Here is a 25,088-nt window from a genome sequence, read left to right as displayed (position 1 = left end):
ATACACCTTCATCCACGCATGGCGTGGAGAACCAACCGTCACCGGAAATCTGTCGGGGGTGGGGCGGTGTGGGTGGGCAGGACCGTTGGCGCCATGGATGGYGCCATCGAGCCCCCAGGGATGGGTTTACGGCGTGTCCTGCCCACCCATACCGCCCCGCCCAACCAGCAATAACCCAGAGCCGCCTTGGCTTCGGCCCTTGCCTTTGCCTGAAAAAAGCGGTGCAGCCGCAGGCTGCAAAACACCCTCAATCCTGATCCTGCGCGCGTGCTGCCTCCGCCTGGGTCTCTTCCTGCGCTGCCATCTCGCGTGCGATCCACGCATCGATCATGCGTCGCTGGCGCTGCGCCTGCCGCCGCTCCCGCGTGTACTCCTGGTCCAGGACCCGGTACAGCGACACCATCACCAGCACCATCAGCAGCGCGAACGGCAACGCGGCAATCGTGATCATGCCCTGCAGCGCATCCAGCCCGCCCGCCAGCAGCAATGCCGCCGCAATCAACGCTACCGCGATGCCCCAGGCCAGCTTGCGCTTCAGCGGCGGATCCCCGGCTTCGTCGGTGGACATGCTGGCCAGTACCAGAACCGCCGAATCGGCCGAGGTCACGAAGAAGATCATCAACAGCACCAACGCCACTGCCGACAGCATCAGCGACGCCGGCAGGCTGTCGAACAGGGTGAACAGCACCGTCTCATAGCCATTGCCCAGCGCCTGCACAAGGTCGGCGTGGCCGAAGATCTGCGCCCACAATGCCGTTCCCCCAAACACGGCGAACCAGAAGAAGCCCAGCAGGGTCGGTGCCAACACCACGCCGATCACGAACTCGCGCACGCTGCGGCCGCGCGAGATGCGCGCGATGAAGGAACCCACGAACGGGGCCCACGAAATCCACCAGGCCCAGTAGAAGATCGTCCAGTCGGCCACCCACGTGCTGCCGGAGAACGGTGACATGCGCAGGCTCATGGTCACCAACTGGTTGAGGTAGGAACCCAGCGTGGTGGTGAACGTATCGAAGATGAAGCCAGTCGGCCCCAGCACAAGTACGGTCGCGGCCAGCAATGCAGCCAGTGCCAGGTTGAAGTTGGACAGCCACTTCACGCCGCGCTCCACACCGCTGGCGGTCGAGGCCATGTACAGCACGAAGGCAATGGCGATGATGGTCATCTGCACCGGTACAGTCGCCTGCAGGCCAAATACGCGCTCCACGCCTGCAGCGATCTGGATGGTGCCGAAGCCGAGCGTCGTCGCCACGCCGATCGCCGTGGCGACCACCGCCGCGATGTTGACGACACGGCCGATCCAGCCGCGATGGTGGCGGCCGATGATCGGCTGCAGCATATCGCTGACCAGCCCGCGCCCATTGCGGTTGAACTGGAACCAGGCCATCGCCAGGCCGATCAGTGCATAGATCGCCCACGGATGCAGGCCCCAGTGGAAGAACGCATAGCGCATCGATGCACGCGCGGCATCCATGCTCTGCGGTTCAATTCCTTCCGGTGGCTTGGTGAAGTGTGAGATCGGCTCGGCCGCGCCCCAGAACACCAGGCCGATGCCCATGCCGGCAGCGAACAGCATCGACATCCAGCTGGCGCGCGAGAACTCGGGCTCGGCGTCTTCGCCACCGATGCGCAGGTTGCCGAAGCGGCCGAAGGCCAGGTACATCAGGAACACCAGCGCCAGGAATACCACCAGCAGGTACAGCCAACCGACGCTGCGGATAACATCACCCAGCGCCGCCTGCACGACGGTATTGAAGGGGCCGGGCGCGAGGCCGGCGAGCAGCACCAGGGCAAGCACCAGTGCGATGGAAATGCGAAACACCATGAAGGAGCTTCTCCGATCAAGGGATTGAGGGGAGCGAGCGAAAGCTTGCAGGGAGTGGGCCGGCGAAAGTGTGCGCACCGGACAGGTACCGCTATGGCGGCAGGGAAAGCGCCGCGTGCAATGGTGCGGCGCGCGTGCACGTTACTGAATGCGACGTCACGGTTCTGTTAACGCAGGCGCGGTAGATCCGCGCCCTGCGTGGGCGATCGGCCAGGAGACCGAGTGGTTTCTATGCTCTAATGCCCACCAAGAAGCGGGGGTACCGCGGCCTTGTGGCCACGGTTGAGATAGTCCCTTGGAACCTGATCCGGCTCATACCGGCGTAGGGAAGCTTTGCAATGCAGCCGTACCCGGAACCTGCCCAAGGAGCGCTTTGGTGCCGTCCGGGCGCGGGGGCAGTGCGCCGCCGCTTCGTCCCTGACCTTCCTGGACGATGCCCGATGAACGCACAGCTCTCCGCCCTGCAGCAACAGGCCCAGCAACTCTCCGAGTCCGTGACCCGGCCCATACCCGGCTCGCGCAAGATCCACGTGCCCGGCTCGCGCCCGGATCTGCAGGTGCCGATGCGTGAGATCGCGCTGACCCGCACGCCCACCGTGTTCGGTGGCGAAGAGAACGCACCGGTCACCGTCTACGACACCTCCGGCCCGTACACCGATCCGGACGTGCGCATCGATCTGTCTGCGGGCCTGCCGGCATTGCGGCGTGGCTGGGTGGAGGAGCGCAACGACACCGAACAGCTCGACGGCCTCAGCTCCTCGTTTGGCCGCGCGCGCGAACATGATCCGAAGCTGGACCCGGTGCGCTTCCCCGCGCGCAGCCTGCCACGTCGCGCGCGGGCCGGCGCCAACGTCACCCAGATGCACTATGCGCGCCGCGGCATCATCACCCCGGAAATGGAATTCGTGGCAATCCGCGAAAACCAGCGGCTGGAAGCCATCCGCGATGCCGCACTGCTGCAGCAGCATCCTGGCGAGGCATTCGGTGCGTCGATCCAGCAGATCATCACCCCGGAATTCGTGCGCGAGGAAATCGCCCGCGGCCGTGCGGTGCTGCCCAACAACATCAATCACCCGGAAAGCGAGCCGATGATCATCGGCCGCAACTTCCTGACCAAGATCAACGCCAACATCGGCAACAGCGCGGTGTCCTCGGGCATTGCCGAGGAAGTGGAAAAGCTGGTGTGGGCGATCCGCTGGGGCGGCGACACGGTGATGGACCTGTCCACCGGCAAGCACATCCATGAAACGCGCGAATGGATCATCCGCAATTCGCCGGTGGCGATCGGTACGGTGCCGATCTACCAGGCGCTGGAGAAGGTCGACGGCCGCGCCGAAGCGCTGACCTGGGAGATCTTCCGCGACACCCTGATCGAACAGGCAGAGCAGGGCGTGGACTACTTCACCATCCATGCCGGGGTACTGCTGCGCTATGTGCCACTCACCGCCAGGCGTGTTACCGGCATCGTCAGCCGCGGCGGTTCGATCATGGCCAAGTGGTGCCTGGCCCACCACAAGGAAAACTTCCTCTACACCCATTTCGAAGACATCTGCGAAATCATGAAGGCCTACGACGTGACCTTCTCGCTGGGTGATGGCCTGCGTCCTGGCTGCATTGCCGATGCCAACGATGCGGCGCAGTTCGGCGAGCTGGAGACGCTGGGTGAGTTGACGAAGATTGCGTGGAAGCACGACGTGCAGACCATGATCGAAGGCCCCGGCCATGTGCCGATGCAGCTGATCAAGGAGAACATGGACAAGCAGCTGCGCGAGTGCGGCGAGGCGCCGTTCTACACGCTTGGCCCGCTGACCACCGACATCGCACCGGGGTACGACCACATCACCAGCGCGATCGGTGCGGCGATGATCGGTTGGTTCGGCACTGCCATGCTCTGCTACGTCACGCCGAAGGAGCATCTGGGCCTGCCCAACCGACAGGACGTGCGCGACGGCATCATGGCCTATCGCATCGCCGCCCATGCTGCTGACCTGGCCAAGGGGCATCCGGGGGCGCAGGTGCGTGACAACGCGCTGAGCAAGGCACGCTTCGAGTTCCGCTGGGAAGACCAGTTCCACCTCGGCCTGGACCCGGAGAAGGCCAAGGAATTCCACGACGAGACCCTGCCCAAGGACGCGCACAAGCTGGCCCACTTCTGTTCGATGTGCGGCCCGCATTTCTGCTCGATGAAGATCACCCAGGACGTGCGCGAGTACGCAGAGAAGGGCATGCAGGAGAAGTCCGAACAGTTCCGTGCAGCCGGCGCCGAGGTGTACCAGCAGGGCTGATCGCAGAGGGGCAGTGCCGGGTCATGCCCGGCACCGTCCAGTCCCCCATCTCACAGCCTTGCCGTTATCCTCGCCCCAACGTTCCCTGGGGATAAGGAACCATGCCCATTGCCGTAACTACCCGCTGGCTGGCCATCGCCCGCCGTCACCCCTCTGCCTGGCTGCTCGGGGCACAGCTGCTGTCGGTACTGCTGTACCCGGCGTTGGACGAAACTGCTGCCGGGCGCGCGGCAGTAGGCATATTCGGCATGGCCGTGCTCGGCCTGGCCCTGTGGGTGGTGCAGCGCAGCCCGCTGGGGACATGGCTGGCGTTGGTGCTGGCCATCCCGGCGGTGGTGTTTTCCCTTTCGGCGGCCCTGCTCGACCGGCCTGCACTGGGCATCACCGCGCAGCTGCTGGAAAGCCTGCTGTATTTCTACACCGCCGGAGCGCTGATCGCTTACATGCTGCAGGACCACAAAGTGACGCGCGACGAGCTGTTCGCCGCCGGTGCCACGTTCACTCTGCTGGCATGGGCATTCGCTTTTACCTTTGCCGTATGTCAGCAGTGGTATCCGGGCAGTTTCCAGGGCGCCAGTGGCGGCGCGCAGCGCACATGGATGGAGCTGCTTTATCTGAGCTTCAGCTTATTGTCCGGGGTAGGTCTCAGCGACGTCGTGCCACTGCATCCGCAGGCCCGCGCGCTGGTAATGCTGGAGCAGTTTTCCGGCGTCATGTACGTAGCGCTGGTGGTTTCGCGGCTGGTTGGCCTGACCATGCTGAAACGCTTCTGAAAATGAACGCCAGATAAAAATATCGCGCCCAAAAGGGCGCGAATGATGATGCGTATTATGTGAATGCGTCGGCGAGAGAGAGCCTGATGTCGACCACGCGATAGGCGAGGTAACCCGCATAGGCTAATATCCGGAGGCTTCGTTTTTTTTGCGGTATGCGCCGATGCTTTGTGCGGAATCTGGCTTCTTGCTGTGCCAAGGATGGGAAGGGATCGATGGTGAACAGTGTTTGCGGCCTGTTTCAGCCCCATAGCAACGAATGATCAACAGCGAAATCCAGTCGCCTGAATCCGACCGCGTCCGCGTCGGTGAGTGCATCGTTACTTTGTCCTCGCGTGAGGTCGAAGTCGCCGGTGCCCGCCGTACACGCCGTTTGACGCCCAAGTCGCTGGGCGTGCTGCGCATGTTGATGCGGCAGCCGGGGCGGGTGGTGACCCGTGACGAGCTGTTCGCCGAAGTGTGGCCGGACACGCTGCCGACCAACGATGTGCTGACCCAGGCTGTTACCCAGCTGCGCAAGGCGTTCAGCGTCGACGACGACAATGGCCAGGCGTACATCGAGACCATTGCCAAGACCGGCTACCGCCTGCTGGTGCCGGTGCAGCCGTTGCCGGACCACGAGACCGATGCGATGGCTGTTGCAGAGGAATCGTCCGCACCGCAGTCGCCTGCGCCGAACGCCGTGGCCCCCGCAGCCGCGCCCGTGGTTGAACGCGGGAGCCGCCGCTGGCGCCGTCTGCGCCGTCGCCTGCTGCTGGCGCTGGGCGTGGTGATGCTGCTTGCGCTGGTGGTGTTGAGCGTACTGCTGCTGCGCCGCCCGGCGCCGGTGAATTCTCCGGTGGATGCGGCAGTGGAGAACGGCACGCGGGTGATCGGAAGCCCTGAGCGGCCGTATCGATTGATTACCGCGACGGCCGGTTTTGAGACCTATCCCACACTTTCTCCTGATGGATCGCAGGTCGCCTACGAAGGCGCCAACGACGATGGCACCGGCGGCAACGCCATCAAGGTGCAGACCTCCGGCAATGCGCCCGCGCGCCAGCTGCTTTCGCCACCGGCAGGTGCCAGCGACCGCTTCCCGAACTGGTCGCCCGATGGCCGCGAAATCGCCTTCGCCCGCTTTGGTGCCGATGCCAGCTGCCAGGTGCTGATCGCCAGCGCCACCGGCGGCGCCGTGCGCAAGGCCACACGCTGCGACGGCACCGAGCTGCTCAGTTTCGACTGGACGCCCGATGGCCGTGGCCTGGTCTTCGGCAGCATGGTCGGTCGCTATGCCCATCGCGGCATCCGCGTGCTCGATCTGGCCACCGGCCAATGGCGTGCGCTGGAGTACGCTGTCGACGAGGATGATTTCGACTACGCCCCGCGCTATTCCCCGGATGGCCGATGGCTGGTGTTTGTCCGCAACCCTCAGCTGGGCGATCTGTGGCGGATGCCTGCCAGCGGCGGCACGCCCGAGCAGTTGACCACCGAATCGGCCGAACTGCGTGGATGGGCGTGGCTGGGCGACGGTCGGCATATCGTGTTCGGTCGCCGCGTGGACAGCGAAGCACGCCTGTACTACCTCGACGTCGAGCGCCGCACATTGCGCGACGCTGGGCTCGACGATGCGCAGTGGCCGGCAGTGTCCCGCCGCGGCGACATGCTGGCGTTCGTGCATCGGCGCGCGCAGTTCGGGGTGTTCAGGATGCCCGCGCAGGGCGGTGCCGGTGAGCGCCTGTTCGCCTCCAGTGGCCGCGACGGGCAACCGATGGTGGCACCGGATGGGCGGCAACTGGTGTTCAGTTCCGATCGTTCCGGCAGCTTCGCCCTGTGGTGGGCCGACATGCAGCGGCCGGAGTCGCTGCGGCCGATCGAGGGGCTGAAGCCCGAGGCACGGCAGGCGCCCGACTGGTCGGCCGACAGCCGGCATCTGCTGGTGGTGGGCCGCGATGAGCATGGCGAAGCGGTTGTCTACGAGATCGCACCGCGCGATGAACAACTGCATCGCCTTCCGGTTCCCGCCGAGCAGCCATTGCAGGCGTTGTACGGCGCAGACGCGGAGCAGCTGCTGGTGGTTGAACGTGATGCCGACCAGCACACCCGCTTGAGCCTGTTCGACCGCAGCGCGCAGCCGTGGCGGCGGTTGGCCAGCCTGGAAGGCGTATCGCAGGCGCGTTTCGACCGCAGTAGCGGGCGGGTGCTGTTCACCCGGCTGGCAGCCGGTGGACTGTGGTCGGTGGACGCGGCGTTGACGCCTGCCAGCGTGCAGCAGGTCAGTGAGGACCGGCCCAGCCGTTGGCGCTACCGGACCTGGACGGTGGCCGGCAACGGCAGCATCGACTACCTCGGCAGCAGTGCCAGCTGTGGCACGACCCTGGTCCGTATCCAGTCCGGACGCGAAGAAGCGGAGCGTTGCCTGGACGCGCAGCGGCTGAGCGCGGGCAATGGACTCAGCGCCAGTGCCGACGGAAACAGCCTGTACCTGGCCCTGGCCATCAGCGATGGTGCCGACATCGGTGTGATGCGATTGCCCGAACAACCGCCCGCACTGTTCCCGGCATTCTCCAAATTATTGATCTTGAACGAGAAAGGGCCTTCGTAATTTCTTCGTGACGATCTCGCCGCGAATTCGTGGCGATCTCGGCAGTCTTTCCTGACGCGCTGTCACCTCATTTGGCAAAACGGAGGCCTGTACTTGGCAAATCCGTGGTGCCCCTATGCGTCAACTCTCGCTGGCTGATCGTGGCCAAACCGTATCCCTGGACAAGGCGATCGACGATGTCGCGCCGACCTGCATGGGGGTTGCCCGCCTCGGCAGCCTGCAGACCGCCGGCACCAGTTTCAGCGTCTGGATGCAGGTGCGCGGCACCTCGTGGGTGGAAGCCAAGGAAGGGCGGTTCCGGCTGCGCCAGGGCGAGTGGATCGCGTTCGAGAAGGAGTCCAGGCCACTGGTCCAGGCCGGACGCAACGGCTTGTGCGTGGGCATGAACCTGAACGTGGAAGCGCTGCGCGTGCTGACCGAAATGGCCGACTGCGGCCTGTACGCCGGTCGTGGCCAGATGAACCGCGCTGATGCGCGGGTGGCATTGCGCCTGTGGCGGGACGCCCTCGCCAGCGGGCAGCCGGCGCAGGCACTACGTCCGTTGCTGCTGCATCTGGCCGGTCTGCAGCGCAGCCTGGCCGACAACGTACAGCGTTGCCCCGGCCGCTCGCGCAGCCGCAAGCGCCAGGTGTTCGGTCGCATGCAGCGTGCGCGCCTGTATCTGGAAGGCAACAGCCACCGTGTGGTGCGCATCGGCGAACTGGCCGAGCTGACCAACTTCTCCAGCTGGTATCTCTCCAAGACGTTCCAGAGCCTGTACGAGGAAAGCCCGCAGTCGCTTTCGGCACGGTTGCGTCTCGAGCGCGCAGCCGATCTGCTGCGCGACACCGACATGATGGTCGGCGAGGTCGCTGCCGCCAGCGGTTTCGACAACTGCTGCAGCTTCGCGCGCGCCTTCCGCGCCCGCTACGGCCAGTCCGCCTCGCGCTTCCGCGAGAACGACGGACAGCTTCCGCCACACTCCGCAAAGTCTCCGGTTGTGTCGCGCAAATACAGCGCTGCAACGCAATCGTAACGTGCTACGGCGTTTTAACACGCTACTAACACGTACCTTGGAGAGATTGATGAACGTTCGTATTCCCGCAGTGCGGCTCGGCTTGCTGCCGGCCGGCATTGCGCTTGCCTTGGCACCGTCCTTCGCTTCGGCGCAGGACGCAGCTGCCGGCGGCACGACCGACCTGGACCGCATTTCGGTCACCGGTTCGCGCATCCGCCAGGCGAGCATGGAAACCGCGCAGCCGGTGATCGCGCTGCAGCGCGCCGACATTGAAAAGCAGGGCTTCACCAGCGTTGCCGACATCGTGCAGAACCTGTCGGCAACCGGTTCGCCGGCAATCAGCCGCGCCGATGCCCTGACCTCGGGCGAAGAAGTCGGCGGCCAGTACGTCGACCTGCGCAACCTCGGCCCGGAGCGCACCCTGGTGCTGCTGGACGGCAAGCGCATGGGCACCAGCACCGGCGGCTACACCGACCTGGCCTCGATCCCGACCTCGGTCGTGGAACGCATCGAAGTGCTGACCGACGGTGCATCGGCCATCTATGGTTCCGACGCCATCGCCGGCGTGGTCAACATCATCACCCGCAAGAACTTCGACGGCCTGGAAGCCAGCGTCTACGGTGGCCAGTACGGCCAGGGCGACGGCCAGAAGCAGGTCTACAACTTCGTCTACGGCCAGACCGGTGAGCGCGGTTCGATCACCTTCGGCGCCGAGTACAGCAAGGAAGACGAGGTCCAGGCCAAGGATCGCTCCTTCAGCCGCTACCCGAACGGTCGCTTCCATCCGAACCCGACCGCGGACGATGCCAATGGCTGGTCGCCGGCTTCCAACCATGGCGTGCTGATCGACGACATGGGTACCCCGAAGGACGCCAACGACGATATCTGGTACACCCGTGCCAATACCGGTGCCGGCAACGGCATGGGCGACTTCCGTGAGTTCGGCACCGCCGACTACACCAATGCCAGCCAGGAAATGTGGCTGCAGAACAAGCTGACCCGTCGCTCGGTCTTTGCCAACGGCAACTACGACCTGACCGACAACATCCGCGCCACCGCGAACGTGCTGTACACCAAGCGCACCGCGACCTCGCAGATTGCCGGCTACCCGTACCAGTCCGAGGTCTACGGCACCCCGCTGTCGGCCGACAGCATCTACAACCCGCTGGGCAAGGACGCGAACTTCATCCGTCGCACCTCCGAATTCCCGCGCCAGACCGAATCCGAGCAGGAAACCTTCCGCTTCTCGGCCGGCCTGGAGGGTTCGTTCGAGTTCGCTGACAAGTTCTGGGATTGGGACGTGGGCTACGTCTACAACCAGAACAAGGGCGTCAAGACCGGCACCGGCAACCTGTTCATCCCGAACGTGCAGAACGCCGTCGGTCCGTCCTTCATGGACGGCGACGTTGCCCGTTGCGGCACCCCGGGCAAGGTGATCGCTGGTTGCACCCCGTGGAACCCGCTCGCACCGTACGGCTCCACCGGCAACGGTTCGCTGGCTGACCCGGCACTGCAGGCCTACCTGTTCCTGCCGAGCCACGACACCTACACCAACACCACCAAGGCTTACAGCGCCAACATCTCCGGCTCGCTGTTCACGCTGCCGGCCGGTGACCTGGCCATCGCCGCCGGTTACGAGCACCGCCAGGAAAGCGGTGAGTACAACCCGGATGCACTGCTGCAGTCGGGCCTGAGCACCGACCTGGCCGGCGCGCCGACCAAGGGCAGCTACAAGCTCGACGAGTTCTACGTCGAACTGAACGTGCCGGTGCTGGCCGACATGCCGTTCGCCAAGGAACTGTCGCTCGACATGGCTGGTCGCTACTCGGACTACAACACCTTCGGCGACACCATCAACAGCAAGTTCGGCCTGAAGTGGAAGCCGATCGACGACCTGCTGGTGCGTGCGACCTATTCGACGGGCTTCCGCGCGCCGAACATCGCCAACATGTACGGCGGCACCTCGCAGACCTTCGACGCCTACACCGATCCGTGCGACAGCAGCTTCGGTTCGGCTTCGCGCAACCCGTCGGTTGCCGCGGCCTGCGGCGCACGTGGCGTTCCGGCGAACTTCCGCCAGATCACCTCCGGTGGCGCACAGTCGACCGGCCCGGGCACCCAGTCCTACAGCGCCTTCGAATCCGGTTCCAACCCGGAACTGCAGCCGGAAACCTCCAAGACCTGGACCGCTGGCCTGGTCTACAGCCCGAACTTCGTGCAGGGCCTGGACGTCAGCCTGGACTGGTGGAAGATCCGCATCGACAACGTGATCGCCGCCGAGTCGGTGACCTCGATCCTCAACCAGTGCTACGTGCTGGGCGTGGCGTCGGCGTGTGACCGCTTCAGCCGCGGTACCGAAGGCCGCACCGTCAACCAGGTGGTCGACGTTACCCGTACCCTGATCAACGGTGGTTACCAGGAAACCGCAGGTTACGACCTGGGCATCAAGTACCGCCTGCCGGAGTTCTCCTTCGGCAAGATCGTGGTTGACTGGAAGACCACCTACGTCGATTACCTCGAGTACAAGCGCGACAACGAAGCCGAGACTCCGGTCGAGCAGCACACCAGCTGGGCAACCGGCGACTGGGGTGCGAACTTCCGCGTCCGTTCGAACCTGAATGTCGATTGGAGCCTGGGCAACCTGGGCGTGAACTGGGCCGTGCGTTACTACTCGAGCATGAAGGAGCCGTGCTCCTACGACACCGAGTGCAACCTGCCTGACTTCAGCTCGGCCTACACCCTGGGCCAGCCGACCCGCAAGGTCGGTTCGAACACCTTCCACGATGTGCAGGTGCGTTACACCCTGCCGTGGCAGGCCACGGTCTCGGTCGGTGCCAACAACGTGTTCAACCACGAAGGCCCGGTCATGTACAGCCAGCCGAACTCGAGCTTCTCGTACTACGGTGGCTTCGACATCGGTCGCTACTACTACATGAAGTACACCCAGCGCTTCTGATCCATCGAAGCGTGACAGCAGAATGAGGAGGGCGGGCCGCAAGGTCCGCCCTTCTTGTTTGTGGATGCGAAGACGGTGGATACATGGGGCCAGAGTACGCTTGGGCGGCACAGCATCGGGAGGGATAATCCGGTCTGCTGCCGCCGACGCAATTGACTCTATAAAAGATGCTCCGTGCGCTGCTATCTTCGATGTATCACGCGCCACATCACTGGCAGGCGCAACATCGTTCATCCGGCAACGCGGGTCGAGCAGAATGCAGACAGGAAGCAGGTTCAAAGGCGTGGTTCTGATGGCCATGTGTGCAGCGGCGATGGCCCCCGCATCGGCCGCAGACATCATCCGTCATTCATCCGGAGTCGTTCCCGTCGCCTACGCCGTGGAGGTGCCCCCCGGGCGCACGACGGTGTACCTCAGTGGCAAGCTGCCGGAACCGACCGGCGCTGGCTCCCCGCTGGTCTATGGCGATACCAGAACGCAGACGATCAGCGTCCTGCGGCAGATCCGCCAGCAACTGGCAAGCATGGGATTGCGAATGGAAGACGTGGTGAAACTGCAGGTCTACCTCGTCGGCGGTGACGAAACCGATGGCAGGATGGATCTGCCAGGGTTTGCTGCGGGTTACTCGCAGTTCTTCGGCACCGCAAAGAACCAAGCTCTGCCAGCACGCTCGACCTTCCAGGTGGCGGGCTTGGCCCATCCTGCCCACAGGGTGGAGATCGAGGCGATCGCGGTCCGCCCCCTGAGTGATAGCAGCCCCCGCCCGACCACCGTTGTATCTGACCTCCCCGCTATGTGACCCTCAGGCGTCGCTCGGCACCAGCCCCATCAGGCTGTTGGCGTGCTCGCGCCACTGCGGCAGCTTGTTCAGTACACCGGCCCGCTGCAGATACTCTTCATCCACCGGATCGCCGTTGACCAGTGCCAGTGCCACGTGCACCGCACCGGTCACCCAGAAGCTGCGGGTATTCGCGCGTTGCGGCTGCAGATGGAACGCCACGGCCTCGATGATCGGCATCGGCAGCCCCCACAGGCCCAGCAGATAGGCGCCGGCTTCGGCATGCCCGGGGCGATCATCATCGGCCGGCTCCGGTTCGCTGCGCTCGTTGCGTACGCCCGGCAGCAGCAGGCCGATGTCGGCCAGCAGGGCGGCGGTGGCACCGAGTTCGGCGCTGGAGTCGGGCAGCAGGCGTGCGGCCAATCGCGAGGCCATCAAGGCACGCTGCTGCAGCGAGTTGCGCTCGGCGCCGGACAAGGTCGGTGCGGAGAACACCTCGCTGGCCAGCACCAGGTCGCGCAGCGTGGCCAGGCCCAGCCGGGTCACGGCGGTGCGCAGGTCGGCGATGGTGCGGCCCTGGCTGAAGAAGGCCGAATTGGAAAGCTGCAGCACCTTGGCCGCGATCGCCGGATCGGCGGCGACCAGCTTGGCAACATCGGCGCTGTCGGCGTCGTCGTCATGTTCCAGTGCCTGGGTCAGGCTCAGGTACAGGTGCGGCGGCGAGGGCAGCTTCTCGATGCGGCCGATGGCGTCGCGCAGGCGTGGGCTGTCCAGCACTTCGCGCAGCTCTTCCAGGCTGGTCAATGCTTCCAGCAGCACTTCCGGTGCCAACGGCAATGGCAGGAAGCGATGGGCGACCCCGATCAGGCGTGCCGGCGGCGGCCGGTTGCCATGCTGTGCATCGACCAGTGCGATGCGGATGGTCTCCGGGCGCAAGGTGCGGATCTGTCCCAGCAACGTGGTCGCGTTGAGATCGGGCAACTGCGGGCAGACGATCACCGCGTCCACGCCCTGGGTGGCGACCGCGGTCATCGCGGCATGGCCATCGGTGGCGGTCAACGGCTGCCAGTCTTCCCCAAGATCGGCAATGAATTCGGTCAGCTCAGCCGGCAGGCTGGCTGTATCCCCAACAAGCAGAATACGCACGACACATTCCCCTGGCTGTCTCGACGGTCGATGTCGAAGACGTGTGAAGTGACGCAATTTACCTAATACGGCGGCAAAGGTGATGTGCCGCCGTCATGAAACGTGACCCGCATCGCTCCGACGCCGTGCGCCGGAGCAATGCTGTTCAGTCTCAGGCCTTGCTGTCGAGGTGGCGCTGGTGCGCCTCGATCAGGATCTGCTTGGCCTCGGCCGCGCCGCCCCAACCGTCCAGCTTGACCCACTTGCCCTTCTCCAGGTCCTTGTAGTGCTCGAAGAAGTGACCGATGCGCTCCAGCCAGTGGCTGGACACCTGCTCGATGTCTTCCACGTGCGCGTAGCCGCCGAACACCTTGGTGACCGGCACGGCCAGGATCTTCTCGTCGCTGCCTGCCTCATCGCTCATCTTCAGCACGCCGACCGGACGGCAACGCACCACCGAACCCGGGACCAGCGGCAGCGGCAGCACCACCAGCACGTCGGCCGGATCGCCGTCGCCGCACAGGGTGCTCGGCACGTAGCCGTAGTTGCAGGGGTAGCGCATCGGGGTGGAAAGGATGCGGTCGACGAAGATCGCGCCGGTTTCCTTGTCCACTTCGTACTTCACCGGCTCGGAATCCTTCGGGATCTCGATGATGACGTTGATTTCTTCCGGCGGGTTCTTGCCGGGCGAGACGAGTTCCAGACCCATGGTGTGCTCCAGGTGGGGGATGTAGACGGATAGCTCTCCATTTTATGCCTTTGCCGGTCGCTGTGCAGGGTGGGGGGCTGACGGCACGGCGCGGCAGGGGCCCACGCCGTCGGCCGGGGTTCACCGATGGGGGCGGCGCGTCCAGCCCGGCAGGCTGGACGCACCTTCCCGAGGAGTCCCCGCATGAACGTGTTCGCCCTGCCATTTGGCCTGTTCTGTGCGTTGCTGGCCGCGCCTTCGGCCCAGGCCTTCCCCTACGTCGATCTGATCGACTACCCGCATAAGGAAGCCAACTGGGACCGCTTCTTTGCCCTGGAGGGCCGTCTGCAGCATGGCTTCGACGCGATCTGCGGCGACACCTTCTGCGAGGGCGAGTACAGCGATATCCGTGCCCTGCGCCTTCGCTGTTCGGTGGATGCGGTACGCGGCACCGTCCACGAATGCCTGTGGGCGTTTGCCGCCAGCGATCTGGACGTCTCCCGGAATGACGGCACAGTGGAGGCCCGGCAGCCGACCTGGTTGTGCCGCCTTCCGCTGGAGCCGAGTACTCCGGTGGAGGCCTTCCACACCGCGCTCGCCGCCCGCAACCCGCTGCATGACCCGCTGCCCGGTACCTCGCGGAGTACCTATGATGGCCTGACCGAATGCATTCATTGATGAGAACGTGACTGATTCTCATTAACGGAGTAGCATCCGCGGCGCCTTCCGTCTGTCGTCCCGGTTCCGCGCATGTCCTCCAATGCCGCCTCTCTCACCGAACTGCTGATCCGCGAGCGGCCGGCACTGCTGCGCCGGGTGCAACGCATCCTCGGCGGCGACAATGGTGCCGAGGATGTGATCCAGGCGGTGTGGTTCAAGGCCCGCGGGGTCGACGACAGTCAGGCCATCGACAACCCGCGTGCCTACCTGTTTCGGCTGGCGACCAATCTGGCCACGGACCACGGCCGCGAGTCGACCCGGCGCAACCGTCTGCTGGCCGATCACTACCTGTGGGGGCCGGACGAGGTGATTTCGACCGAGGAACAAGCGATGGCACAGGACGAACTGCAGCGCGTGCTTGACGCGGCGGGGCACCTGCCGGAGCCGACCCGCACCATCTTCCATCTCAATCGCCTGCAGGGCCTGACCCAGGCCGAGATCGCGCGCCGCCTTGGCGTATCGATAACCACGGTCGAGAACCATGTGCGTGGCGCGCTGCAACGCCTGGCTTGGGCGCGCACTGGTCGATGATCGCCCGGACTTGGGGATGAGCTTCGCTGAAACGTCTTGATTACTGGACCGCGGATGCGGTCTAGTTCCCCCGCCCGCGCTTGAATGCGCCTGTCTGCCAGCCAATGAGCCCGCCGAACATGCTGCCCGCCGCCAATGACGATGCCCTGGCCGAACAGGCTCAGGGCTGGATCGCATGGCTGGCATCAGGTGATATCTGCGATGCGCGCATGCACGAGTTCGAGCACTGGCTGCAACTGCCGGGACACCGTCGGGCCTTCGAGCACGAGCGCGCGCTGTGGCGCAGCGTGGGCCCACGCCCGCAGGCTGCGACCGTCGAGCGACGCAGACCACATCGCCTGCGCTGGGCAATGGCGGCCACGGCCGCGCTGGTGATGCTGGTGGCCTGGCCGGAAGCGTGGTTGCGCCTGCAGGCCGATCACCGCAGCACGCATGTCGTGCAGAGCGTGCAGCTGCCTGATGGCAGCCGTGCCGTGCTGGATGCGGACAGTGCAATCGCCGTGCGCTTCGATGCGGAGGCACGCCAGATCGAGCTGCTGCGCGGGCGTGCCTGGTTCGAGGTCAGTCCGGATGCGCAGCGACGCTTCAGCGTGCACGCGGGCAATGGCGTGATCGAGGACATCTCGACCGCGTTCACCGTCGCGCGCGGCGATGACCGGGTGGAAACGCAGGTCGGGCAGGGCAGGGTACGCGTGGCCAGCCCGGCTGACGGCGGCTGGACGTACCTGCAGGTGGGCCAGCGTGCGGCCTATGGCGAGCACAGCGGTGTGATGCGTCTGGAGGACGTGCCGGCCGACAGCGTGGGTGCATGGCGGCAGGGCGAACTGCTGCTGGACCAGGCCAGCGTCGCCGATGCCGTGCACTGGGTGGGGCGATATCGCGCCGGTCCGACCTTCGTGCGTGGCGATCTGTCGCGGCTGCCGGCGGTGAGCGCGGCGCTGCGCATCGATCGCCCGGAACAGGCGCTGGACGCGCTGGCCGCAACAGCAGGGTTGCAGGTTACCCGTCTTCCGTTCGGCGTCGCCATCGTGCAGTAGATCCACGCCGCCATCGTGCAGTAGATCCACGCCATGCGTGGATGATCAGCGCGAATCATCCCAGTGTGCCGACCAACGGTCGGCACCCACCGCTGCAACCGGCCGACCAACGGTCGGCAGCCACCGCGACCGCAAATCCCTCTTGGGGTTGTCGCGCGCCCATCCGTCTTACCCCGCGAACGTACTCGCCGCCGCCACGTACGTCGCCGTGTCCGCCTGTGTTGCGGATGACGCCGCGTTCGCGGCACCGATTACCTGACAGGTTCCCCCATGTTCGACTCCCACCGCCCGGGCCGCATGCTGCGCCCGTCCCGCCTGTGCATCGCATTGCTGGCTGCCGGCCTGGCCAGTGCCGCACCCTCCGTACTGGCGCAGAGCGTCAGCGGCGACCACGCTGCCGTTCAGCGCTTCGACATTCCGGCGCAGCCCCTGGACGAAGCGTTGCGCAGCTACATGCGCCAGTCCGGCGTGCAGGTGGTGTACCCCGCATCGCTGGCGCAGGGTGCAACCTCGCGCGCGGTCAGTGGCAGCCTGTCGGCCAGCGAGGCGCTGCAGCACCTGCTGCAGGGCACGGGCCTGGCAATGCGCAGGGTCAGCGCCGATGCGGTCACCCTGGAAGCGGCAACGCCGGTGCAGGCCGGCAGCGGTGTGATCGTCACCGACACGCTCAGTGTGGCCGGCGACCGTGTTGACAGTGGCGCCACCAGCGACGAAGCGCGCCTGCTCGACAGCTATCGCAGTGTCGGCTCCACCACCACGCTCAACCGCGCGCACCTGGAGCGCTTCCGCGGTACCTCCAACGGCGATATCGTCAAAGGTGTGGCCGGCGTCACTGCGGGAGACCCACGCGTGGGCAACGGCTTCGACGTCAACATCCGCGGCATCCAGGGCCAGGGCCGCGTACCGGTGATCATCGACGGTGGCCAGTCCAGCATGGACACCTATCGGGGCTATGCCGGCCAGTCGCAGCGCACCTATCTCGACCCGGATCTGATCTCCAACCTGACCATCACCAAGGGCCCGAGCCTGCAGGCCAATGCCTCCGGTGGCATCGGTGGCGTGGTCGAAATGGAGACGCTGAAGATCGGCGACGTTCTGCGCGAGGGCCGCGACTTCGGCGTGCGCGTACGGGGCGGCCTGGCCAACGCCAGTGCCAACAACCTGCCGGCCTACAGTGCCGCGCCGCGTACCGATCGCAGCGCCACCGGCAGCCAGTTCTTCAACGTGGCTGCGGGAGGTCACTGGGACCGCTTCGATCTGGTCGCGGCCTATGCGTATCGCGACAACGGCAACTACTTCTCCGGCAAGCATGGCTACGACGACTTCCCGCAGACCCGGCGGACGCTGGCGCCACTGAATCCGCCACGTACCGAGGTGTTCAATACTTCTTCGCGCTCGAAGTCAGCGCTGCTCAAGGGCACTTGGCGCATTGATGACGCGCAGACGCTGGAAGCCGGCTATCGCCGCTACGAAGGCACCGCCGGCGAGATCATGGCCTCGCAGATCATCCGCGTCGAACGTGACCGCATCCCGCAATGGGATCCAGGCCACGTCGACATGGACAGCTACAGCCTGCGCTACCGCTTCAACCCGGACAGCGACCTGGTCGACCTGCGCGTCAACGCTTCGTACACCGACACTGACAGCGTGATGTACAACAGCCTGACCGGCATCACGCCGTGGTACTTCGACCGCCGCACCGAGTGGTACGACGCACCCAGCTTCAGCGGCGACCCCGGCTACAAGGATGCCTACCGCAACCCGCTGCGGCAGAAGCGCTTCAACCTGGACGCCAGCAATACCTCGACGTTCGACACCCGCGCCGGTGCGTTCACCCTCGACTACGGCCTGTCCTACAGTGACGAAGACATCGCCCCGGGCAGCTCCGGCCCGATCATGCACGACGACCTGGTCAACAACCGCTTCCTGCGCAATGCCGAGCGCAAGGAATACAGTGCCGTGGCGTCGTTGAAGTGGCAGCCCGACGAACACTGGGAGCTGTTGGCCGGTGGCCGCTGGAACCGGGTGGATGTGCACGACCGCAACCGCCTGGCCACGCCTGACGCCTACGAGGTGCAGGGCCAGTACCGCTACACCGAGCTGCTCAACGGCAACCCCAAGCTGCCGTCGTGGCGCGCAAAGCGCATCGCGCTGCTGAACTGGTATCCGGATGCGAACGGCAATTTCACCCAGGAATCGCTGCTGGCCTCTCCGTACAAGAAGGGCACGGTCGGCGACATCGGTGGTTGGAACTTCTACGACGCCGGCAAGGCGCAGGATCTGGAAGTGCCGGTCAGCTGGACCTGGTCGCAGCCGATCCGCCGTCGCGACACCGCGTTCTCGCCGACCGCCAGCGTGGCCTATCGCTTCAGCGAAGACACCATGGTCTACGTGAAGTACGCCGAAGGCACCAAGCTGCCGAGCCTGTTCGAGACCACGCTGGGCCTGTTCACCGCCGCCAAGCCGGTGGGCGAACTGAAGCCGGAACGTGCGCGCAGCTGGGAGATCGGTGCCAGTACCATCCGCTACGACCTGTTCACCAACGGTGACCGCCTGGCGCTGAAGCTGGCCTATTTCGATACCCGCATCGACGACCTGATCACCCGTGACTACCGCACGTTGTCGGCCGGCCTGATCCGCAACGTCGACCAGTTCAAGGTCTCGGGCATGGAGTTCCAGTCCAGCTATGACAGCGGCAAGGTGTTTGCCGACCTGTCCGCGCACTACTACTTCAAGGCCAAGACCTGCGCGCCGGACATCGCCGCAGAGCGTCGCGCCTACGGCGGACAGCGGAAGAATGACGAGCTGGTCAACACGCCCAACTGCGTGGATGGTGGCTTCGAGGGTTCTTACACCAACACGCAGAACCCGCCGCGCTACATGGTCAACCTGACCCTGGGGTCGCGCCTGTTCGACGAGCGGCTGACCTTCGGTACCCGCGTGGTTCACAACGCTGGTCCGATCAGCAAGCTGGACAAGGACTGGAACGTAGGCCTGTCGGCGATCCAGCAGTTGTACCGACCGACCACGCTGGTGGATCTGTTCGCGAGTTGGAGCTTCAACGCCCAGTTGTCGGTGGAGGCGGGCGTGGACAACCTGACCGACCGCTACTACCTCGATCCACTTGCCCTGGGCGTGATGCCGGCGCCGGGCCGGACCGCGCGATTGGCGTTGACCTGGAAGTACTGATCGACGGGGTCAGAGCCCTTTCCTGTGATCGACGGGGTCGGATCCCTTTCCTGCGGAAAGGGCTCTGACCCCATCGGGTAATGAAGCGGTAGTGCCGGTCCATGCCCGGCGTCTGCTTACAGCCCGGTCGCTGCCTTCACCGCCTCTTCGTGCAGCGCCTCGTTCAGTTCGTCCACCACGGTGCTCCACGCCGCGTCGGCCTGCAGCGATTCGGACAGGAACTGGCGCTGGGCATCGTTCCAGTAGGGTGCCTTGGCCACTTCCACATCGGTGGCCAGCTGGTGCTCGCGGATGAAGCGGGCGATCCCCTCGGCGCTGGCATCCAGGCCCAGCTGCAGGAACAGGTTGGTCATGCGCGGTTCGGTGGTGATCATCGTCGGTTCCGGGTGGAAGAAGGGGATGGCCCATTATCGGTGCACACGAGCTTGGGGAAAGCCCCGCGGTGAACGTCTACAGCAAGACGACCCTCCTGGCATTCCCCCATGAACGCACACATCGCTCCCGAAGACAGCCGCAGCCTGCGGCTCAAGGCCGCCACCCGCGACAGCCACGGCGCGCTGGACAAGCGCATCATGGCCGGCGACATCTTCGCCGACCGCAGCAACTTTGCCCGCTTCCTGCGCGTGCAGTACCGCTTTCACCGCAGCATCGATGCGCTGTATGCCAACCCCGCGCTGGACGCACTGCTGCCTGATCTCGATGAACGCCGCCGCCTGACACAGGTCGCGCGTGACCTGCAGGATCTGGAACAGACCCTGCCGGATGCCGACATCCCCGCACTGCCGTTGCATCTGGCGCTGCCGGCAGCGCTGGGCTGGCTGTACGTGGCCGAAGGCTCCAACCTGGGCGGCACCGTGCTGTACAAAATGGCTGCCAAGCTCGGCCTGGACCGCGACTTCGGCGCCCGTCACCTGGCGGCGCATCCAGACGGTGCCGCGCGCCACTGGCGTGAGTTCACTGCTGCGCTGGACGCGGTACCGCTGAGTGCCGAGCAGGAGCAGCAGGTGATCGATGCGGCCGATGCCGCGTTCCGCAGCGTGCACGGCCACGTCGAAGTGGAATTCTCCTGATGAACGCCGACCGCGTGCAGGCGCAGGGTTGATGCGCTGGCTCTGGTTTGCGCTGGGCTGGGTGATGGTCGGCCTCGGCGTGATCGGCGCGCTGTTGCCAGTGATGCCGACCACCATCTTCCTGATCCTGGCGGTGGGCTGCTTTGCGCGCAGCTCGCCGAAGTTCGAGCAGCGCCTGCTGGCGCATCCGCGCTATGGCCCCTCGTTGCGGTTGTGGCGTGAGCAGGGCGCGGTGTCGCGCAAGGGCAAGGCGTTCGCCAGCGCCGGCATGGCGGTGGGGTTCGCGATGTTCTGCTGGGGCGCCCATCCCTCATGGCGTCTGCTGCTGGGCGTGGGCCTGTGCTTCGCGGTCAGCGCCGGCTATGTGCTCAGTCGACCAGCACCACGTATGGAACCCACGCCGCTGGTGGAAGTGGACGACGCTCATGATCCGCGCACGGCTCGCCGCCGTGCCGTGTCCCCTGATTCTGATGGAACCCGAGATGATGCTGCCTGCTGACCTGGCTCCTGTGGCCGCCCCCGCACTGACCCCGTGGGGCATGTACCTGGCTGCCGATGTGGTGGTGAAAGCGGTGATGATCGCGCTCGCCTTGGCGTCGCTGGCCACCTGGACCGTGCTGCTGGCCAAGGGCTGGGAGCTGGGCCGGCAAGCGCGGCAGCTGCGAGCGGCGCGCGCGCTGTTGCTGCAGGCGGCGAGCCTGCCTAACGAACACGCCGATGCCTGCGTGCAGCAGGGTACCGCGCGGGTGATGCTGGATGCCGCGCGGACCGAACTGCACCTGTCGCAGGATCTGGATGGCCGCGAGGGCATCAAGGAGCGTGTTGCCTCACGCCTGGACCGGATCGAACTGGAAACCGCGCGCGTGCAGCGGCGTGGCATTGGTGTCCTGGCCAGCATCGGCGCGGTGGCCCCGTTCGTCGGCCTGTTCGGCACGGTGTGGGGCATCATGAACAGCTTCATCGGCATCGCACACAGCAACACCACCAACCTGGCGGTGGTTGCGCCGGGCATCGCCGAGGCCCTGCTGGCGACCGCGCTCGGCCTGGTGGCGGCGATTCCCGCAGTACTGGTCTACAACCACTTCAGCCGCGTACTGGCCGGCCTGCGCGGCCTGCTCGGCGATCTGTCGGCGGCGGTGCAGCAACTGGTCTCGCGTGATCTCGACCGCGCCGCTCCACGTGCAGCAGCCGCGCCGCTGCGCGCGGTGCACTGAGGGGCGACGATGGCGATCAGGACCGCGTCCGACCGCGACGACACGCCGGAAGAAGCCCACGAGATCAACGTCACGCCCTTCATCGACGTGATGCTGGTGCTGTTGATCATCTTCATGGTGGCCGCACCGCTGGCTACCGTGTCGGTGCCGGTACAGCTGCCGGCCAGCAGCGCCAGTGCCACGCCGTCGGAACAGGCGCCGGTGTATGTGACCGTGCAGGCCGATCTGTCTCTGCGCGTCGGCGAGCAGGCGGTGGCGCGTGATGGACTGGCGGCTGCGTTGCAGGCAGCTACCCACGATGACACCGCGCAGCGCATCTTCCTGCGTGCCGATACCCAGGTGCCTTACGGCGAATTGATGGCGACACTGGATGCACTGCGTGCGGCAGGGTACCTGAAGGTAGCGCTGGTCGGCCTGGAGCAGGGCGCGCGATGAAAGGACTGCGGCGCTGGGCGACCAGCCTGGCGATCGTGCTGCTGGTGCATGCGCTGCTGATCGGCACGGCCTGCTGGTGGGCGGCACGTACCCCGGCTCTGGCGGCCGCTGCGCCGCCCGCAGCGCTGATGCTGGAACTGGCACCGATGGCACGGGCACCATCGGTGCCGCCACGCGAGGTCGCCACGGGGCCGCTGCAGCAGCAACAGCAGCGGCAGGCGCCGAAACCCGCCCCGCGCGAGCAACCCAAGGCGCCGTTGCAGCCGCAGGGGGACCTGCCACCGCCGCGTACACCGGAACTGGTGCCCTCGCCGGACGCCGCCGAAGCCAACGTCGCACAGACCAGCGCACCACCACAGGTGGCCGCCGATGCGGCCACGCGCTACACGGCACCTCAGACCACGTCCGGTGAGCGCAGCCGTGCCGAGGCGACCTGGGAAGGACGCCTGCTCGGGCACCTGCAGAAGCATCGGCGCTATCCACGCCAGGCCGAACGACTGCGCCAGCAGGGAGTGGTCTACGTGCGCTTCGCGGTGGCCCGTGATGGAGCAATCTCCGGCGTGAGGCTGGGCCGCAGCAGCGGCTTCGCACTGCTCGACCAGGAGGCGCTGGACACCGTGCAGCGCGCCAGCCCGGTACCGGCGCCGCCGGCCGAAGTGGCCGGCGACCCGGTGGACGTGATGGTGCCGGTGTCGTTCTTCCTGCGTGGGCGCTGACCGTCGGCAGGGTCTGCAGCGGGGTCGGATCCCTTTCCGCAGGAAAGGGCTCTGACCCCATCGGAGCCGACATCCACGCATGGCGTGGATCTACAGCAACGGCACCAGCAGCAGCGCCACGATGTTGATGATCTTGATCAGCGGGTTGATCGCCGGGCCGGCGGTGTCCTTGTACGGATCACCCACGGTGTCACCGGTCACCGCTGCCTTGTGCGCCTCGCTGCCCTTGCCACCGAAGTGACCATCCTCGATGTACTTTTTGGCGTTGTCCCAGGCGCCGCCGCCGGTGGTCATCGAAATGGCCACGAACAGCCCGGTGACGATCGTACCGATCAGCAGCCCGCCCAGCGCACGTGGCCCCAGCAGCAGGCCGACCACCACCGGCACCGCCACCGGCAGCAGCGACGGTACGATCATTTCGCGGATCGCCGAGCGGGTCAGCATGTCCACCGCCTTGTCGTACTGCGGCTTGGCGGTGCCCTGCATGATGCCGGGAATCTCGCGGAACTGCCGCCGCACTTCCTCCACGACCGCGCCGGCCGCGCGACCGACGGCTTCCATCGCCATCGCACCGAACAGGTAGGGAATCAGGCCACCGATCAGCAGGCCGATGATCACCGTGTGGTCGCTGAGGTCGAAGCGGAACTCCTGGCCGGGATTGGCCGCCTGCAGGTTGTGCGTGTAGTCGGCGAACAACACCAGTGCGGCCAGTGCCGCCGAGCCGATGGCATAGCCCTTGGTGACCGCCTTGGTGGTGTTGCCCACTGCATCGAGCGGATCGGTGATGTCGCGGATCTCCGAGGGCAGCTCGGCCATCTCGGCGATGCCACCGGCGTTGTCGGTGATCGGCCCGTAGGCATCGAGTGCGACAATCATGCCCGCCATCGACAGCATTGCAGTGGCGGCGATGGCGATGCCGTACAACCCGGCCAGTGCGTGCGCGCCCCAGATCGCCGCGCAGACGGCGATCACAGGTAGCGCGGTGGACTTCATCGAGATGCCGAGGCCGGCAATGATGTTGGTGCCGTGGCCGGTGGTCGAGGCCTGCGCAACATGCTGCACCGGCTTGTACTGGGTGCCGGTGTAGTACTCGGTGATCCACACGATCAGGCCGGTCAATACCAGGCCGATCAGCGCACAGCCATACAGCGCCATCGGCCCGTGCACGTTGTCACTCATCAGTCCGGTGGTGATGGGGTAGAACGCGATCGCTGCCAACACACCGGAGACGATCACCCCCTTGTACAGCGCTCCCATGATCGAACCACCGGGCTTCACCTTCACAAACAGCGCGCCGATGATCGAAGCGATGATCGAAACACCACCCAGCACCAGCGGATACAGCACCGCATTGGCACCAGCTTCGGCCAGCATCAGGCTGCCCAGCAACATGGTGGCGATCACGGTGACGGCATAGGTTTCAAACAGATCGGCGGCCATGCCCGCGCAGTCGCCCACGTTGTCGCCGACGTTGTCGGCGATCACCGCCGGGTTGCGCGGGTCGTCCTCGGGAATGCCTGCTTCGACCTTGCCGACCAGATCGGCGCCGACATCGGCACCCTTGGTGAAGATGCCGCCGCCCAAGCGCGCGAAGATCGAGATCAGCGATGAACCAAAGGCCAGGCCGACCAGCGCATGCAGTGCCTGTTCCATCGGTAGGCCCAGCCGCAGCAGCAGCGCGTAGTAGCCGGCCACGCCGAGCAGGCCCAGGCCGACCACCAGCATGCCGGTGATCGCGCCGCCGCGGAAGGCCACGTCCATTGCCGCGCTGATGCCGTGGCGCGCGGCCTCTGCGGTGCGTACGTTGGCGCGCACCGACACGTTCATGCCGATGTAGCCCGCAGCACCGGACAGCACCGCACCGACCGCGAAGCCGATCGCGGTGTACCAGCTCAGGAAGACGCCGACCAGCACGAACAGCACGACGCCGGCGATGCCGATGGTCAGGTACTGGCGGTTGAGGTAGGCGCGCGCACCTTCCTGGATGGCCGTGGCGATGGCGACCATGCGTTCATTGCCGGTGGGTTGGCGCAGGATCCAGCGCGCCGAGACGATTCCGTACAGGATCGCGAGAATGGCGCAGCCCAGCGCCAATGACAGCCCGTGACGTTCCAGCATTAGACCCCTCCGCAGAATGGATGGACAAGCATCCAGTGGCGATGAAC

The 25,088-nt window shown here is 65.7% G+C and carries 20 protein-coding genes and 1 riboswitch; of the genes, 15 read left to right on the top strand and 5 right to left on the bottom strand.

All coding sequences use genetic code 11. The annotated features are described in order from the left end of the window. Positions 1-247: 247 nt before the first annotated feature. Complete coding sequence (locus AB4Y98_RS12590) at positions 248-1,825, bottom strand: BCCT family transporter (RefSeq protein ID WP_223496468.1); 1,578 nt, start codon at positions 1,823-1,825, stop codon at positions 248-250. A gap of 245 nt (positions 1,826-2,070) precedes the next feature. Continuing rightward, positions 2,071-2,172: riboswitch (TPP riboswitch) on the top strand. Between the two features lie 93 nt (positions 2,173-2,265). Between AB4Y98_RS12590 and thiC the strand changes: the two genes are divergently transcribed. The 6 genes from thiC (at position 2,266) to AB4Y98_RS12560 (ending at position 12,219) form a co-directional block, all read left to right on the top strand. Then, complete coding sequence (thiC, locus tag AB4Y98_RS12585; protein WP_025874155.1) at positions 2,266-4,110, top strand: phosphomethylpyrimidine synthase ThiC; 1,845 nt, start codon at positions 2,266-2,268, stop codon at positions 4,108-4,110. 101 nt (positions 4,111-4,211) lie between these two features. Further along, entirely contained in the window at positions 4,212-4,883 is a 672-nt protein-coding gene (locus AB4Y98_RS12580; protein ID WP_312107191.1) for an ion channel, read from the top strand. Between the two features lie 259 nt (positions 4,884-5,142). Then, positions 5,143-7,467: a winged helix-turn-helix domain-containing protein gene (locus tag AB4Y98_RS12575; protein WP_442244454.1), complete on the top strand. Its 2,325-nt coding sequence runs from the start codon at positions 5,143-5,145 to the stop codon at positions 7,465-7,467. 115 nt (positions 7,468-7,582) lie between these two features. Continuing rightward, a complete protein-coding gene (locus tag AB4Y98_RS12570) occupies positions 7,583-8,482 on the top strand; it encodes a helix-turn-helix transcriptional regulator (protein WP_025874158.1) in 900 nt (299 codons plus the stop codon). Between the two features lie 49 nt (positions 8,483-8,531). Continuing rightward, the gene (locus AB4Y98_RS12565; RefSeq protein WP_312107186.1) at positions 8,532-11,420 is read left to right on the top strand and encodes a TonB-dependent receptor; all 2,889 of its coding nucleotides are present in this window, start codon (positions 8,532-8,534) and stop codon (positions 11,418-11,420) included. 292 nt (positions 11,421-11,712) lie between these two features. Further along, positions 11,713-12,219 carry a RidA family protein gene (locus AB4Y98_RS12560; RefSeq protein WP_230112416.1) on the top strand — a complete coding sequence of 169 codons (507 nt, stop codon included), beginning with the start codon at positions 11,713-11,715 and terminating at the stop codon, positions 12,217-12,219. Positions 12,220-12,222: 3 nt separating this feature from the next. Here the strand turns inward: AB4Y98_RS12560 and AB4Y98_RS12555 are convergent, their stop codons facing one another. Together AB4Y98_RS12555 and ppa are read right to left on the bottom strand one after the other, a co-directional pair. Then, positions 12,223-13,344: an HDOD domain-containing protein gene (locus AB4Y98_RS12555; protein WP_312786317.1), complete on the bottom strand. Its 1,122-nt coding sequence runs from the start codon at positions 13,342-13,344 to the stop codon at positions 12,223-12,225. Between the two features lie 151 nt (positions 13,345-13,495). Further along, positions 13,496-14,032: an inorganic diphosphatase gene (ppa, locus tag AB4Y98_RS12550; protein ID WP_025874161.1), complete on the bottom strand. Its 537-nt coding sequence runs from the start codon at positions 14,030-14,032 to the stop codon at positions 13,496-13,498. Between the two features lie 183 nt (positions 14,033-14,215). Here ppa and AB4Y98_RS12545 point away from each other — a divergent pair, with 183 nt between their 5' ends. The 4 genes from AB4Y98_RS12545 (at position 14,216) to AB4Y98_RS12530 (ending at position 19,488) form a co-directional block, all read left to right on the top strand. Beyond that, a complete protein-coding gene (locus AB4Y98_RS12545) occupies positions 14,216-14,689 on the top strand; it encodes a hypothetical protein (protein WP_442244453.1) in 474 nt (157 codons plus the stop codon). 72 nt (positions 14,690-14,761) lie between these two features. Then, positions 14,762-15,262 carry an RNA polymerase sigma factor gene (locus tag AB4Y98_RS12540; protein WP_312107180.1) on the top strand — a complete coding sequence of 167 codons (501 nt, stop codon included), beginning with the start codon at positions 14,762-14,764 and terminating at the stop codon, positions 15,260-15,262. Between the two features lie 104 nt (positions 15,263-15,366). After that, positions 15,367-16,299, top strand: a complete 933-nt coding sequence (locus AB4Y98_RS12535) for a FecR family protein (RefSeq protein WP_394198385.1) — start codon at positions 15,367-15,369, stop codon at positions 16,297-16,299. 270 nt (positions 16,300-16,569) lie between these two features. Continuing rightward, positions 16,570-19,488, top strand: a complete 2,919-nt coding sequence (locus AB4Y98_RS12530; RefSeq protein WP_442244452.1) for a TonB-dependent receptor domain-containing protein — start codon at positions 16,570-16,572, stop codon at positions 19,486-19,488. Positions 19,489-19,604: 116 nt separating this feature from the next. On the opposite strand, the gene AB4Y98_RS12525 is transcribed toward AB4Y98_RS12530, so the two are convergent. Next, entirely contained in the window at positions 19,605-19,862 is a 258-nt protein-coding gene (locus tag AB4Y98_RS12525; protein ID WP_442244451.1) for a DUF2789 domain-containing protein, read from the bottom strand. Between the two features lie 108 nt (positions 19,863-19,970). Here AB4Y98_RS12525 and AB4Y98_RS12520 point away from each other — a divergent pair, with 108 nt between their 5' ends. Genes AB4Y98_RS12520 through AB4Y98_RS12500 form a run of 5 tightly spaced genes read left to right on the top strand, consistent with a single transcriptional unit; the run spans position 19,971 to position 22,923 of the window. After that, entirely contained in the window at positions 19,971-20,558 is a 588-nt protein-coding gene (locus AB4Y98_RS12520) for a biliverdin-producing heme oxygenase (RefSeq protein WP_442244450.1), read from the top strand. 31 nt (positions 20,559-20,589) lie between these two features. Further along, positions 20,590-21,057: a YbaN family protein gene (locus AB4Y98_RS12515; RefSeq protein WP_312787179.1), complete on the top strand. Its 468-nt coding sequence runs from the start codon at positions 20,590-20,592 to the stop codon at positions 21,055-21,057. Next, positions 21,044-21,772, top strand: coding sequence for a tonB-system energizer ExbB (gene exbB / locus AB4Y98_RS12510; protein WP_312787183.1), 729 nt, complete (start codon positions 21,044-21,046; stop codon positions 21,770-21,772). Before AB4Y98_RS12515 ends, exbB begins: the two co-directional genes overlap by 14 nt. 9 nt (positions 21,773-21,781) lie before the next feature. Continuing rightward, complete coding sequence (exbD, locus tag AB4Y98_RS12505; protein ID WP_312787178.1) at positions 21,782-22,207, top strand: TonB system transport protein ExbD; 426 nt, start codon at positions 21,782-21,784, stop codon at positions 22,205-22,207. Beyond that, positions 22,204-22,923, top strand: a complete 720-nt coding sequence (locus AB4Y98_RS12500; RefSeq protein WP_430767100.1) for a TonB family protein — start codon at positions 22,204-22,206, stop codon at positions 22,921-22,923. Before exbD ends, AB4Y98_RS12500 begins: the two co-directional genes overlap by 4 nt. 90 nt (positions 22,924-23,013) lie before the next feature. Here AB4Y98_RS12500 and AB4Y98_RS12495 read toward each other — a convergent pair whose 3' ends face one another. Then, a complete protein-coding gene (locus tag AB4Y98_RS12495; RefSeq protein ID WP_313249861.1) occupies positions 23,014-25,041 on the bottom strand; it encodes a sodium-translocating pyrophosphatase in 2,028 nt (675 codons plus the stop codon). Positions 25,042-25,088 lie beyond the last annotated feature (47 nt).

Origin of the sequence: Stenotrophomonas sp. 2YAF26 (assembly GCF_052114625.1) — a bacterium.
Lineage (GTDB): Bacteria > Pseudomonadota > Gammaproteobacteria > Xanthomonadales > Xanthomonadaceae > Stenotrophomonas > Stenotrophomonas indicatrix.
This window is presented reverse-complemented; position numbering and strand designations above follow the sequence as displayed.

Coding starts and splice junctions, on each gene's coding strand:
- AB4Y98_RS12545 (WP_442244453.1), top strand. CDS start 14,216: ATGAACGTGTTCGCCCTGCCATTTGGCCTGTTCTGTGCGTTGCTGGCC.
- AB4Y98_RS12520 (WP_442244450.1), top strand. CDS start 19,971: ATGAACGCACACATCGCTCCCGAAGACAGCCGCAGCCTGCGGCTCAAG.
- AB4Y98_RS12535 (WP_394198385.1), top strand. CDS start 15,367: ATGAGCCCGCCGAACATGCTGCCCGCCGCCAATGACGATGCCCTGGCC.
- AB4Y98_RS12575 (WP_442244454.1), top strand. CDS start 5,143: ATGATCAACAGCGAAATCCAGTCGCCTGAATCCGACCGCGTCCGCGTC.
- AB4Y98_RS12525 (WP_442244451.1), bottom strand. CDS start 19,862: ATGATCACCACCGAACCGCGCATGACCAACCTGTTCCTGCAGCTGGGC.
- exbD (WP_312787178.1), top strand. CDS start 21,782: ATGGCGATCAGGACCGCGTCCGACCGCGACGACACGCCGGAAGAAGCC.
- AB4Y98_RS12515 (WP_312787179.1), top strand. CDS start 20,590: ATGCGCTGGCTCTGGTTTGCGCTGGGCTGGGTGATGGTCGGCCTCGGC.
- AB4Y98_RS12530 (WP_442244452.1), top strand. CDS start 16,570: ATGTTCGACTCCCACCGCCCGGGCCGCATGCTGCGCCCGTCCCGCCTG.
- AB4Y98_RS12560 (WP_230112416.1), top strand. CDS start 11,713: ATGGCCATGTGTGCAGCGGCGATGGCCCCCGCATCGGCCGCAGACATC.
- AB4Y98_RS12565 (WP_312107186.1), top strand. CDS start 8,532: ATGAACGTTCGTATTCCCGCAGTGCGGCTCGGCTTGCTGCCGGCCGGC.
- AB4Y98_RS12495 (WP_313249861.1), bottom strand. CDS start 25,041: ATGCTGGAACGTCACGGGCTGTCATTGGCGCTGGGCTGCGCCATTCTC.
- exbB (WP_312787183.1), top strand. CDS start 21,044: ATGCTGCCTGCTGACCTGGCTCCTGTGGCCGCCCCCGCACTGACCCCG.
- AB4Y98_RS12500 (WP_430767100.1), top strand. CDS start 22,204: ATGAAAGGACTGCGGCGCTGGGCGACCAGCCTGGCGATCGTGCTGCTG.
- ppa (WP_025874161.1), bottom strand. CDS start 14,032: ATGGGTCTGGAACTCGTCTCGCCCGGCAAGAACCCGCCGGAAGAAATC.
- AB4Y98_RS12590 (WP_223496468.1), bottom strand. CDS start 1,825: ATGGTGTTTCGCATTTCCATCGCACTGGTGCTTGCCCTGGTGCTGCTC.
- thiC (WP_025874155.1), top strand. CDS start 2,266: ATGAACGCACAGCTCTCCGCCCTGCAGCAACAGGCCCAGCAACTCTCC.
- AB4Y98_RS12540 (WP_312107180.1), top strand. CDS start 14,762: ATGTCCTCCAATGCCGCCTCTCTCACCGAACTGCTGATCCGCGAGCGG.
- AB4Y98_RS12570 (WP_025874158.1), top strand. CDS start 7,583: ATGCGTCAACTCTCGCTGGCTGATCGTGGCCAAACCGTATCCCTGGAC.
- AB4Y98_RS12580 (WP_312107191.1), top strand. CDS start 4,212: ATGCCCATTGCCGTAACTACCCGCTGGCTGGCCATCGCCCGCCGTCAC.